Annotated in this window: 9 protein-coding genes; 5 read left to right on the forward strand and 4 right to left on the reverse strand. The window is 62.9% G+C overall.

Features of this window, described 5'->3' with window-relative positions; all coding sequences use genetic code 11:
• Window positions 1–5 precede the first annotated feature (5 nt).
• Both PXH66_RS15045 and PXH66_RS15050 read left to right on the forward strand, forming a co-directional pair.
• The gene (locus tag PXH66_RS15045) at window positions 6–1,355 is read left to right on the forward strand and encodes an efflux transporter outer membrane subunit (RefSeq protein ID WP_330929860.1); all 1,350 of its coding nucleotides are present in this window, start codon (window positions 6–8) and stop codon (window positions 1,353–1,355) included.
• A gap of 171 nt (window positions 1,356–1,526) precedes the next feature.
• Window positions 1,527–2,396 carry an SMP-30/gluconolactonase/LRE family protein gene (locus tag PXH66_RS15050; protein WP_330932062.1) on the forward strand — a complete coding sequence of 290 codons (870 nt, stop codon included), beginning with the start codon at window positions 1,527–1,529 and terminating at the stop codon, window positions 2,394–2,396.
• Between the two features lie 54 nt (window positions 2,397–2,450).
• On the opposite strand, the gene PXH66_RS15055 is transcribed toward PXH66_RS15050, so the two are convergent.
• The gene (locus PXH66_RS15055) at window positions 2,451–3,245 is read right to left on the reverse strand and encodes a helix-turn-helix domain-containing protein (RefSeq protein ID WP_345784006.1); all 795 of its coding nucleotides are present in this window, start codon (window positions 3,243–3,245) and stop codon (window positions 2,451–2,453) included.
• Between the two features lie 258 nt (window positions 3,246–3,503).
• On the opposite strand from PXH66_RS15055, the gene PXH66_RS15060 reads away from it, so the two are divergent.
• The 3 genes from PXH66_RS15060 (at window position 3,504) to PXH66_RS15070 (ending at window position 6,012) form a co-directional block, all read left to right on the forward strand.
• Window positions 3,504–4,322, forward strand: a complete 819-nt coding sequence (locus PXH66_RS15060; RefSeq protein ID WP_330929863.1) for a phytanoyl-CoA dioxygenase family protein — start codon at window positions 3,504–3,506, stop codon at window positions 4,320–4,322.
• 74 nt (window positions 4,323–4,396) lie between these two features.
• Window positions 4,397–5,374, forward strand: coding sequence for an ROK family protein (locus tag PXH66_RS15065; RefSeq protein WP_330929864.1), 978 nt, complete (start codon window positions 4,397–4,399; stop codon window positions 5,372–5,374).
• A complete protein-coding gene (locus PXH66_RS15070; protein ID WP_330929865.1) occupies window positions 5,371–6,012 on the forward strand; it encodes a D-sedoheptulose-7-phosphate isomerase in 642 nt (213 codons plus the stop codon). Before PXH66_RS15065 ends, PXH66_RS15070 begins: the two co-directional genes overlap by 4 nt.
• A gap of 389 nt (window positions 6,013–6,401) precedes the next feature.
• On the opposite strand, the gene PXH66_RS15075 is transcribed toward PXH66_RS15070, so the two are convergent.
• The 3 genes from PXH66_RS15075 to PXH66_RS15085 all read right to left on the reverse strand — a co-directional run bounded on the left by PXH66_RS15075 (window position 6,402) and on the right by PXH66_RS15085 (window position 12,881).
• Window positions 6,402–6,665, reverse strand: coding sequence for an addiction module protein (locus PXH66_RS15075; protein WP_330929866.1), 264 nt, complete (start codon window positions 6,663–6,665; stop codon window positions 6,402–6,404).
• Window positions 6,666–6,853: 188 nt separating this feature from the next.
• A complete protein-coding gene (locus PXH66_RS15080) occupies window positions 6,854–10,588 on the reverse strand; it encodes a TonB-dependent receptor plug domain-containing protein (protein ID WP_330929867.1) in 3,735 nt (1,244 codons plus the stop codon).
• Between the two features lie 610 nt (window positions 10,589–11,198).
• The gene (locus PXH66_RS15085) at window positions 11,199–12,881 is read right to left on the reverse strand and encodes a glycosyl hydrolase family 28-related protein (protein WP_330932063.1); all 1,683 of its coding nucleotides are present in this window, start codon (window positions 12,879–12,881) and stop codon (window positions 11,199–11,201) included.
• Window positions 12,882–12,925: the final 44 nt, after the last annotated feature.

A 12,925-nucleotide genomic window follows, 5' to 3' on the forward strand; every position in this document is an offset into this window, starting at 1 on the left:
CCATCATGAAAGCATCCTTTCGGCTTCTCCCACTTCTGCCTTCGGCCCTCCTCCTTCTTACGGTCCAACTCAGCGCCCGCGCCGAGCCGGATCTCACGACCGCTGCGTTCGGCGATTCCACGCTCGATGCGCTGGTTGCCACCGCATTCGAAAACAATGTCGATCTGCAAGCCGCCGCCGCCCGCGTTGACCAGGCGCTCGCCGCCGCCGGCGCGACCCGCGCCGACTTCTGGCCGCAACTCAGCCTGAACGGCTCGGCCCGTCGTCACAGCAATCTGGAAAACGGCTACCTCGCGAGCGACTATGCCAGTCTGCCCGGCACCGCCACCTGGGAACTCGATCTCTGGGGTCGCATTCGCAAAGGGACCCAGGCCGCCCGCGCCGACGCCGGCACCTCTGCCGCCCTGCACGATGCGGCCCGCGTCAGTCTCGCCGCCGAGGTCACCCAGACCTACTACACCTTGCGCGCCCTCCAGCTGGAATCGGCCATCGTCACCCGCAGTGTGACGACGCGCCGCGACGCTCGCCGCATCGTGGCCGACCGCGTGGAGATCGGCAGCAGCAATCCCCTCGACCTCGCCCGCGCCGACACCGAACTCGCGCTCGCCGAAGCCGACGCCGCCGCCGTCGCGCATCGCACCGCCAACCTCGAACACGCGCTCGCCGTGCTCCTCGGCGAACAACCCGGCCCGACCACCGGCACCCACGTCAGCACGACCGCGCTGCCTTCGCCGCCGCGCGTGCCATCCGACCTCCCGGCGGAGCTCCTCCAACGTCGCCCCGACATCGCCGCCGCCGAACAATCACTCGCCGCGTCGTCCGCCCGCATCGGTGTCGCCAAGACAGCGTTCTTCCCGACCATTCGGCTCACGGGCAGCGCGGGATGGGAAAGCGCCGACTTCAATAACTTCTTCTCCGGCGACAACCGCGTGTGGAGTTTCGGACCAAGTCTCTACCTACCGTTGTTCCAAGGAGGCCGCAACCGCGCCAACCTCAATCGCGCGGAAGCCGCCTTCGCTGAACAATCCGCCCGTTATCGCGGGGCCGTGTTGCGCGCCTTCCAGGACGTCTCCGACGCGCTTGCCGCGAATCGTTTCCTCGCCGAGCAAACCGCAGCGACCGAGCGCGCCGCGACTGCCGCCCGACGGGCCGCCAATCTCTCCCATGTCCGCTACGACGCGGGGGTGGTGAGTTACCTCGAAGTCGTCGACGCCGAACGCAGCGCCCTCGACGCCGAACGCGCCACGGTGCGACTCCAAGGCCAACGTCTCGTCGCTGCGGCCAGTCTCATCCGCGCCCTCGGCGGTGGCTGGCAACGCGTGGCTGAATCTTCCGTCCCGGAACCCGCCCTATGATCACCGCGACTCTCATCCTCATCGCGCTCGCCTTACTGGTAGCCACCGACTCCGCCGAATCGGGCAACTGACCCCGGGGCCGCGGCGCTCCCGGAATAGGGTTCTTGAGATCGAAGCAACACCGCTTAGGCCATCTTGGTGCCTTACGAGAACCGTATTCCTTGCCATCATTTGAAAGCCGCCGGCCTCCACGAATTGGGGGAAGGTCCCATGTGGGACGACCGCCGTAATGCGTTTCGGTGGGTGGACATCACCGCAGGGCTCATTCACGCGCTCGACGAAAAAAGCGACTGCCCTCGCTCCATCGCTACCGGGGGAACCTGCGGCTTCGTCGTCCCCACCGATGCGCCCGACACTCTGGTGGCGACCCACGGGGCGGACTTGGTGTTGGTGGACGACGCGACCGGAGCGATCACACCATTCCAATCGGGAGACGCGACCGGAAAACTCCGTTGCAACGACGGCAAATGTGATCCGACCGGCCGGTTGTGGTGGGGCACCATGCCGTATGAATGGGGCGAGTTCACCGGGACGCTTTACTCGAAAGTCGGTGCGCTAGCTCCACAGTCCCGCATTGAACGCCTGGGCTGTTCCAACGGCTTGGCCTGGCACGTCGCAACCGGCAGTTTCTATTTCATCGATAGTTTGAAACGCCGCCTCGACCGCTTCGATTGGGATCCGACCTCGGGAGACATCGTGTTCGACCGCACCATCTTGTCGCTCGCGGAGGAACAAGGTCTGCCCGACGGCATGTGCATCGACGCGGAGGGAATGCTCTGGGTCGCATGCTGGGGGGGAGCCTGCGTGCGCCGCATCGACCCCTCCTCCGGCGCAGAGCTCGCACGCGTCGACCTCCCCGCCACCCAAGTCACATCGTGCGCATTTGGTGGTCCGGAACTGGATACGCTCTACATCACGACGGCATGGAGTGGCATGACCGACGAAGAGCGCGCCGCGCAACCCCTCGCCGGCGGCATCTTCTACGCCAAGCCCGGCGTGCGCGGCCTGCCCGTGGACCGATTCCGCCTGAACCAACCATAAGCCTCTCCCCCCGACGGTCAGCTCCAGCCCACATACGAAACGACTGGTCCGAGATCAGTCAGTCTCCTGTGCTGTGCTATTCCGGCAGCATCCTCGATCGGCCCCGCGTCGCCATTGACCGGGGGTGACACCGAAAGCGCGGCGAAACTGGGTGCCGAAATGCTGCGAGGAGCTGAACCCAAAATGCTGCGCGGTATTGGTCACATCAAACGCGGGCTGGCGCAGTGCCAGTCGGGCGGCCTCCAACCGTGCCTGCAAGTGGTAGGCGGCCGGAGACACGCCCACCTCGCGTTGAAACTGCGCGCAAAAATGCGGCACGCTGCGCACGGTCGCAACGGCGGCCAGATCGCGCAGCGGCACCCGCCGTTGCAGGTTGCGCGCGAGAAAAGCCAAGGCCTGGCGCACACCATATGAGTGGGGTAAAACCGGCTCTTCTGCATTCGCCGCGCCGGCGTCCACCGTGTCCAACTTTTGCTCGACCAGCACCAAAAACGTCCTGAGCAACGAACGAATGGCTGCGGTGCGTCGCGGCTGCTTCGTCACGACTTGTCGCACCACCGCTCGCAACACCGGCTCGATGTTGTCACAGCCGCGCAAGATCCGGGGATGGTCCCGTCGCAGCCGCGCGGCCAAACGGCGGCCATCCGCCCCAAACGCGTCGAGATCGAGCCCCACCCAGAGTTGCTGGTTCTCGGTATTTCGCTTTGCCCCCGTGCCGTGCCGTTCCCGCGGATACGCCAGATAAAGCTCTCCCGGCTGTTGCACGAGTGTCTGTCCGCCCGCCCGCCAACGCGCCTGGCCCCGCGAGAGATACATGAATTCGAACCCCGTGTGCTCGTGCGGTTTCATGTGGTGGCCCGTCCCACAGAGCGCTTCTCCACAATGCGTCAGCGCAGGGAGATCATCCGCCGGCTGCTCGTAAATGAAGCCACTGATCAATCGTGGGTCGCGTAAGACTCGCATCGTTCACGCAACAGACAGCCATGTTCGCTATATTTTATCTAGCGTAATTATTTATACATTTTGCCGTAACAGGATGAACGCGTGTCCGCCCTATTTCGGCTAGAGTGGGTCTCCTCTCAATTCCCCCTTGTTTTAAGTCCCATCATGAATGAGCCCCGCTCCGCCCACCAGTTGTCCGACGAACAAAAAGCCTGCTACCAAGAAAACGGTTACCTCATCGGTCTGCCGCCCGTTTTCACGCCGGAGGAAATGCGCCGCATCAATGCCGAGTTGCCGCACCTGCTGGCCCTGCTCAAACCCGGCGAAACCACCAAGGACATCCGCGAATGGCACGAGGCCAGCCAATATCTTTACGAGATCTGCCTGAACCCGCGGATTCTTGATTTGGTCGAAGGCGTGCTGGGGCCCGATTTCTACTGTTGGGCCAGCAACTTTTTCATCAAAGAGCCACGCAGCACGTCCACCGTCGGCTGGCACCAGGATGCCTACTATTGGCCCATGGCCCCCCACAATTCCGTCACCGTGTGGGTCGCCTTCGACGATGTCGATGAAGGCAACGGCGGGATGAAAATCATTCCCGGTTCGCATCGCGGCGGCATCGTCAAACACCAGCGCGGGACGGATACCGATTCCGTGCTCACCCTGCAGCTCGAGGACGGTTCGGACTTTTCCTCCGAGGCCGCGGTGCAGTTTCGCATGAAAGCCGGTGAGTGCTCGCTCCATGATGACCGGGCGATTCACGGCTCCCAGGCCAACCCCTCGGATCGGCGACGCGCCGGACTCACCATCCGCTACTCCGGCACCAACGTGAAAAACGACCTCGCGGTAAACCCGAACTTCAAAACCTACCTTTGCCGCGGGACCGACACCTTCCATCACAATCCCGTCGGAGTGCCGCCCACGACCCGCTTTGGCCGACCCAACTTCAAAGCCGTGAGCAAAGAAGAAGCGGGCCTGGGTTAAATCCCCTCGCGCTTCGCGCCCGCACCTCAAGATTGCCTGAATCCAAGCCCCTCGAAACACGTCCACAACCTCCGATGAGTGAACCCCAGATCATGGGCATCGATATTGGCGGCACCAAATGCGCCGTCAGCCAGTTGGTCGATGGACGCGTCGTCGAATCCACCCGCATCGCCACGGCGGCGTTCGAACCCACTTTTGCGGCGCTATGCACCGGGGTGCGTGCGTTGCGCGACCCCGATCGTCCCCTCCGGATGGGCGTGTCCTGCGGTGGTCCGCTCGACGGTCGCCGCGGCACCATCACCGCTCCACCGAACCTCCATGAGAGTTGGCATGGCATCGCCATCGTGGAGCGACTCACGACCGCTTTCGGCGGACAGGCCACGCTGATGAACGACGCCAATGCCTGCGCGCTGGCGGAGTGGAAATTCGGGGCCGGCCAGGGCGTGGCGAACATGATTTTTCTCACCTCGGGCACGGGCTTCGGGGCCGGTCTGATTCTCGATGGCCGACTCTACGAAGGCACCACGGGAGACGCCGGCGAGGTGGGCCACGTCCGCCTCGCCCCGACCGGACCGGTCGGCTACGGCAAGGCCGGTTCCGTGGAAGGTTTTTGCAGTGGCGGAGGCATCGCTCGTCTCGCCCGCCTGCGGTTGGCTTCGAGTCCCGCCGCCGCCGCCGCGCCGTGGCGCGACGACAGCGTGGAGATCACCGGACAACGTCTCGCTCACGCGGCGGAAGCGGGGGACGCCTTCGCGCAGTCCATCATGGCGGAGGCCGGGCAAAAGCTCGGTGCGGCCGTTTCCCTGCTGATCGATCTGTTCAACCCGGAGCGTATCGTCATCGGGGGATTCTACCCCAAGTCCCGGCACCTGCTCGATCCCGCCATGTATCCGGTAATCGACGACGAAGCGCTGCCCAGCCCCCGCGCCGTTTGTCAAATCGTGCCCGCCGCACTCGGAGAAACCATCGGCAGTCACGGTGCCGTGGCCGCCGCGCTTTATGTGTTGGAATCGACTCCGGTCACCCCATCGTCACCGCCATCTGCCACATGAATTCCACCATCGTAAAACTGGGTCTCGACTACCCCGATCTGACCGGCGTGCTGCCGCAGGTGGAGGCCGCTTTTTCCCTGCTGCGCGACGCGTTCGCGACCGACCGCAAACTCCTCACCTGTGGCAATGGCGGCAGTGCCGCCGATGCGGACCACATTGTCGGTGAACTGGTCAAAGGATTCCTGCTGCGCCGGCCCCTGCCCGCCTCCGCTCAAGCCGCCTTGATCGACGCCCACGGCGAGAGCGGGCGCTACATGGCCGATCACCTGCAGGGCGGGCTGCCCGCGATTGCGCTCACCGCGCACACCGCGCTGGCCACGGCCTTTGCCAATGATGTCGCACCGGATCTCGTGTTTGCGCAACAGGTCCAAGCTTACGGTCAACCCGGCGACGTGCTGCTCGCCCTCAGCACCTCGGGCAACTCGGCCAACGTGCTGCATGCCGTTCGCCTCGCGCACAGCCGCGGCGTGCGCACCATCGGACTCACCGGAGCGTCCGGCGGACAACTGGCGCCACTGTGCGATGTGGCCATCTGCGTGCCTTACACCGAAACCCCGCGGATACAGGAACGTCACTTGCCCATCTACCACGCGCTCTGCATCGCCCTCGAAGCCCACTTCTTCGGCCCGACCCCCTGACGTTCAAATCAGCGGCAGAATCCTGGCGAACGCGGTCAGGCCAAATTGGCATGCTTGAAGACGATGGGTATCCTGTGCATCAACATCACCCTTCTATGGCGTCTTTTTAAGCGCATTTGGAATCCAATCGGGATCTCGGCGACAGTCCAAGACGCGGAATACGACGGCTTCTCGCTCAATGACTCGATAGTAGACTGCAAAAGGAAATCGCTTTGCGAGCAAGCGATGGAATCCAAACTGAGTTCGATGGATTCCCGCGAATAGTGCCAAGGAATCTATCTCGGAAAACAGACTGTCGAAAAAGTAGCCTCCGATTCCTCCGACTCGCAGATCGTAAAACCGACGTCCGTTCGCCAGATCCACCAACGCCGAGCGAAGAACCCTGACTTTCACTCGAATTGGTTTCTCATCTCCTTCTTCGCCGTTTCCCAATCGAGCACTTCGATTTTGCCGGCGGCAAATTCCTCCTCGGTGCGCGCCAACTCCGTTTGGTGCCACGATGGACTTTTAAAGGAATTCTCATCCGCAGCCAAATCCCCCCACAGGACCTCAAGGATCTTCAACTTCTCATCCGGGGGAAGTTTGCGGAGTTCGGCAATGCTCATGCCTCCAAACATGTCGTCACTCCCACGAATCGCAAGGCAGCGATGCATGGTCTTTTTACGAACGTCGCCTGCGTCCGGGCATGGCAGCCCGGGGATCAATGTTGGGCCTGACTGCGCTGCGATGCACGACAAGTGCCACCCTTCTCTGGTCCGATTTCGCGACCACAAAAAAGCCGGATGGCTCGCGATGAGCCACCCGGCGTTGCGGTTCCGGCGTGGGAACGGTCGGAACAGAATCAGAACTCGAAGGTGTTCGAGAGCGTCCAACTGCGTTTGGGCGCGATGCGGAAGGCAGAGAAACTGCCGTCGGGCTGGGCCGTGATCGGAATCAGCTCGTTGTCGCCGTTGAAGGCGTTGTAGACATTGAGCTGCACGCGCCAGTTGATGCGATCGGTGAGCTTGCGGCGGTAGCCCAACCAAAGATCGACGTTGGTCTCGGCCGGACCGCTGATCGGCGCGGCGAGGTTGTATTCGACCGTGGTCGGATCATTGGGGTCACCCATCGGCGGATACGCGATGATCACGCTGCTTTGGTAGCGCAGTCCGCCACCGAGGTTGAAGCCCTTGAGCCGACCTTCCTCGAACGCGTAATTGGTGATGAGGTTGGTGCGCCACTCGCGCATTTCGGGCACGGTAGTGTTTTCGACCAACTGGGCGAGGCGCCACTCACTGCCGGGAGCACCGGCGAGACCTTCACCATCGAACCAGTTTTTGCCGGCGGTCACCACGTCTTCGGTGCCCCAGAAGTGCTGCAGGCGGCCCACGCCGTCGCCTTCGGCGATGCGGAGGGAGTCGGCGACGAGGGTCATGAATTCGCGGATGTTGGCGTTACCCACGTTGGTGCGGCGGGCGTCGGTCTTGCTGGCGTTGAGGGCGATGCGCCAATTGGAGGTGGGCTGCGCGGCGAGTTCGATTTCCCATCCCTTGGACACGTTGTCCTCGATGATGGCAAAGCCGGTCGGCACGCTGTAGGTCACCTCGTGGGTGGAGGGGCCGAAGTCACCGAAGGTATCGATGCGCCACGCTTCCCAGAAGCGCGGGTCCACGGCGCGTTGGAAGGTGCGCACGGCATCGATGACGGTGCGTTCGAGCTCGGGAGAAACGATCCAGTTGCCATCGCTCGAAACCACGTCGCCGGGGCGCAGAGGCTTGTTGTTGAACAGGTGGAAGTTGTAGCGCATAGGCTCCCAAATGCCGGAGGCGTCGTCGGCGATATCGGTGTCGTTGCCGGTCTGGCCGGCCACCGTCGCATCGTATCCCCAGGGGCGGATATTGTAGTCGAAGACGTTGGCGAAGTTCTGCGTGAGCTGCATCCAGCTGCCGATGGCGGCGGCGTTGATCTGCGTGCTGGTCGCGTTGGCGTTGGACGTCACATAGCGGTTGACGCGCAGGGAGTATTTGCCGTCGCGGGTCTCGACGCGGACGCCGCGCTCGATGGTTTTACCCGAGGGTGCCGGGTGGGACGCACCGTAGATGTCGACGCGGCTGGAATCGGGTTTGAAGTTGGTCGACTTGCTGTAGTAGAGGCTGATGTCGACCGGCAGGCGCTCCATCATGTTGTCCAGCACGGGCAGGTCGGAGAGGTGAGCCACGATGCTGTAGGAGCGGGACTGCACCTCGGCCTCGGCGCCAGTGGTCGGGAGCTTGTAATACGAGTCGCTGAGGTCGACGGCACCGCGGTCATCGGCCGGGGAGAAATCGTTGGGCGACATGTCGAACGCATATGATTTGGCGGTGTCCTTGCGCCAGCCGTAGGTGCCGATGAGCGCGTCGCTGAGCAGTTTGCCTTGCCAGACGAGAGCTTGCGACGACGTCACAGCCTTATCCAGAGTGGCGCGGGTGGTGAGGCGGTCACGGTTGGCGTCGGACGCTTCGGCATCGATGATGTTGAGGGGCGTGGTGGTCCAGCCGACGTAGTTGGCGGGATTTTCCGCCTGGGTGGAGGAACGCTCGGCGGAGCCGGGAGCGTAGAACCCGTTTTCCCACGGGTCGGCGGGGTTGACTGAGCTGTTCCAGGTCGAGTCGAAGTAGCTGATCGGACCGCTCGCCATGGTGACGTTGCCGGTGACCACGGGAATGTTCGCTTGATTGAGCGGGCTGCCGAGGAGCGAGTCGCCGAGGTAAACAATCTGGGTGGGCGTCAGCGAGCCGTTGAAGCGCTCGTCGGGGCGACCTTCGAGATTGTAGAAGGCATCGTCGAAGATGCCGTAGCGCTGCCACTGGCGACCGTCGGACTTGGCGGTGTCTTCGCCGACCAGACCCGTGAGGGTGTGGGAGCCGAGCAGGCGCTTGAACCAGTTGTCGCTGCGGTCCTCGTTGAAGTCGTGTTTGATGAAGGCGGTGGCGCGCTTGGATTCGCGGTCGTTGTCGTAAGCACGATTGGACCAGGCGTTGTTGGTGGAGACGAAGGCGCGACCGACGTTGGGGTTGGGCGTGCCGTCGGAGTAAGGTTCGCCGGCGGCGTTGGGCGTGCCGTCGCCGTAGACCGCCATGGGGTCGACCTGCAGCCGCACTTCGCCGGGCAGGAGTGCCTTCTGGCCGCTCTCGTAGTTCTCGCGGGAGTAGTCGAGCGAGATGCCGACCTTGTCGTGGAAGTAGGTCTGGGCGAGGCTCACGTTGAAGACATCGAAGTCCTGCCACTCGCGCTTGGTATCACCGTCAATGAGATGGTGATAAAAATCGAAGATCGCGGGATCGGTGATGAGGTTGTTCTTCCAGAGGCCGGCCTTGGAGTAGTCCGCCCCGGAGTTGATGGCCCATTGGGCGGTGCCCTGGAGCGAGAGCCAGCCGTTGTCGGGCATGGCCGCGATACCACCGTCGACGGCACCGTCGGCACCGAGACCACCACTCACGAAGGCACCGATGACATCGGTCACCTGCATGGTCTGTGAGCCGTTGTTGAAGAACACGGCCGGGCCGGAGCGCGGAGACGGAAAGCCGAACGTGCCGAGGTAGGGCTCGTAGGCGGGATTGGGCGCGCCGGTGGCGGCGAGGTTAACTCGGAACTGCCCATGGTTGGGCCGACCGGACAAGTGGTCAAACGCCTGGAACTGGTTGTAGGTCGCTTGGTTCAGCTGGGTGAACCACGGGGTAATCGCGTCGGCGGGCGGCAGGAAGCGCGGGTTGTTGCTGTCCACTGCACCGGACTCGAAGTTGGCTTTGATGATCGTGCGCAGACCGTCGTGGTTGAGCATTTCGGGCTCGTAACGCAGTGCGCCGTAAAGCCGTTCGTCGCGGGAAAATGCTTCCTCTTGGCGGAAACCTTCGTCCTCCATCAAGCCGTTGATCCGCAGGGCGAGTTGTCCGGGGATGATCTCGCGATTGAGGTCGATGGAACCACGCACCGTCCCATAGCTGCCGACACGGAACTCGGCTTCACCGAAGTTGCGAAACTGGGCGCTTTTCAAGCCGGTGTTGATGATGCCGGCCGGGCTGCCCTGACCGAACAAAATGGAATTGGCCCCGCGTTGGAGGTCGACGCGATCGACATTGTAGGAGTCCCACGGAATGTCGGAGCGGAAAAAGTCGCGGGTATTGTCGGCGGCGGCGAGACCGCGCACGCGATTGTTCTCACTGGGACGGATGGTGTCTTCATTGAGACTGGCGGCGTCGCCGACCCCGGCAAAGTTGCCCCGGTAACCACTCACCTCGGTGCCGGTGGTGTATTGCAGGAGCGACGCGTTGTCGGTGGCACCGACGTCTTGCAGGAACTCCTTCGTGACCACAGAAACCGCGCTGCCAATGTCACGCAGATCGGTGTTGAGGCGGTTGCCCGCCAGCGTCTGCGACGCGGTGTAGCCGACGTCGGAATCAGCGGTCACTTCAAAGGGCGACAGAACGACGATGGAGTCATCGTCGGAATTTTCGGGAGTCGAAGCCGATTGTGCCGTCAACGGCATGGGGGACAGCACAGCCGCGAGGCCGGCGGTGCCACCGATAAACCGACGTAATAACGATCTTGGGGTCTTCATCTAGGGTGTTGTTTGGTGCGGGGGGAGGCACCGCGTCGCAATCTCGGAAACCAGTTCGGTCGATCGCAGGGGGAGCATTTCGGTCAGTCTAGGCGAATTCGGTCCTTTGTAGGGGACGGTTGAATACGATAAACCGTGGAAGCGTGGTCCGGTTCCCCCCGCCGACGGTATGAGTCGGGGCGGCGGGATTTGCAAACGGCCGGGCAAGGGTTTGCCGCGGATGGATTGAATAGCAGTGTCTCGGGGTTTGGTTGATTTGGTGGGACCACACGCCGCCGGGATCGAAATCACCATGGCAAACGCACGGACCGAGGGTTAAGTTGGGGGCGAAACGAGAGGGTTTATTTCTCACGGAAATACCGAATGAACTCCGGTAGGTTCTGCAGAATAAAGAGACTGTGAAACGACCTGCGTCCGGACTCAGCTCAATGTGATGTTTACGTAAACTTGGAGTCAGGCGAGGCGTTCAACGCAGCCGAAAGCAAAGGGGGACGTAACGTCAGGCGTGCCTGCCCGATCGACCGATCGGGCTGACTGGCGTCGAGGCGGACATCACCGCCGCAGACTACGGGAAGGTAACGTCGGCTTCGCCGCAGCTCGCCTCACCCGCTCACCGCTGCTCGACCTTGAACCCGGAAGAGGCGTTGCGTTCGCTGGGAAGATCGCTGTCGACGAGAGTCAGCTCACCACGGGCATCTTCCCGCACGAACAGCGCGTGACTCTTTTCGGTGCCAAGGCCCACGCCATTCACGGTCAATTCGACGATGCGCGTATCGGACAAGGTGCCATAACCCTGCTCCGTGCCCGGTGCGACAATCGTGAGCCCATCGGAAAAACTGTCCTCGATGGTGGTGCGCTCGATGACCAATCCGGAAATGTTGCGATGGTGCAGGCAGAGCTGCATCGCGCCGCGCCAGGCCCAGCCGTGATCGTAACCGCCGCAACGCAGCAGCACGTTGTCGCGCACCAGCGTGGTGCCGCTGAAATTATTATTGATGCCGCGGTCTTCGTCGGTGGTCGGAAAAGTGGTGCTCAGCAAGATGCCGCAGCCGGTGCCGATGTCGGTGAACAAGCAGTTTTCGAGGCGGTTGTTGGCGCCGCCGTAAATGGCCGCGCCATTGGCCAGAAACGTGAGTTGGCCGGTGCAATGGCGAATGATGTTGTGGCCCGGCACGATGTGCTCGTCGACATAGCCTTGATCGGAAGGCGCGGGCCAGATGGCGAAACAATCGTCGCCCGTGCCGCGCGCCGTGCAGTTCTCGACCACCGAACCCGTGGTGGCGACGCAGAGGTTTACGCCGTCGGCCAGCATGTTGCGGAAACGGCAGCCGGTGATGATGAGGTCGGTGCCGTTGTAGATCCACGCCCCCACCTTGGTGTGCTCGATCCAAATGCGGGCGATGGTCGCGTTGCGACAGACCGAGCCGATGATCCCGTCGTTGGCCTCCTGGTCGTTGCGATAATTGAGCGCGCCAAAGATGGCGAAATCCGCCAGCGTCATGTCGTCGCCCTGGAGCTTGAATCGCACGCGGCGGTCGGCCTGCGGATAGAGCTCCGGGTCGCCGACGAACGTCGTGTGCCACATGCCCGCACCTTGAATCGTGACGCCGGACGGCACGATCAGATCGCCCGTGATCAAATACGAACCCGGTGGCACCCAGAGCGGCTGCCCCGTCGACTGGGCTTTGGCGATGCCTCGTCGCATCGCCGCGGTATCGTCGGACTCGCCGTCGCCCCGGGCACCGACCGTACGCACGTCGAGGGCGTGATCGGGCGCACTGAGCGGAGCCGCCACGGTTTCCAGATCAACGAAGTCGAGTGTGCACGACAGGCCGTCGTCGGTGCTTTTGGCCAAGCGCACGGTGTCGCCTGCGGCAATTGACAGATCACGAATTTGCACTTCGTCGTAGAAATTGCGCGGCTTGCCTTGGGCCGGGTCGTTGGAGAACGGATACACGCCATACAGCCAGGCATTACGCGAGCTGAGTTCGATCGTGCGGACGGTTGCGCCGTTCACGCTGAGACGCAGCGTCGAAGTGGTGCCGCCGCCAGCGGGCGCATCCGGCAGGCTGTAGCGCACAATCATCGCGTTGCCGACGACCTCCGCCGAAAACTCGACGTAGTCCCCTGCCCCATTTAGCCGCACCGCACCTTGGTAGGAGGATTCGGTTTCGATCGTGTGCGGCGCGTAACCCAGTCCGATCAGGCTGCCGTTGGTCTGCATATCCTCGGCCTCGTGGCTGGTCCACGGGATGTCGGCGCCGACACCGGCGGGCAAGGGTCGGGCCGACATCGATGCTCCGCTGCACAAGAGCGAAAAGGAAAGGGCTAAACGAA

The organism is Synoicihabitans lomoniglobus (genome assembly GCF_029023725.1).
Lineage (GTDB): Bacteria > Verrucomicrobiota > Verrucomicrobiia > Opitutales > Opitutaceae > Actomonas > Actomonas lomonigloba.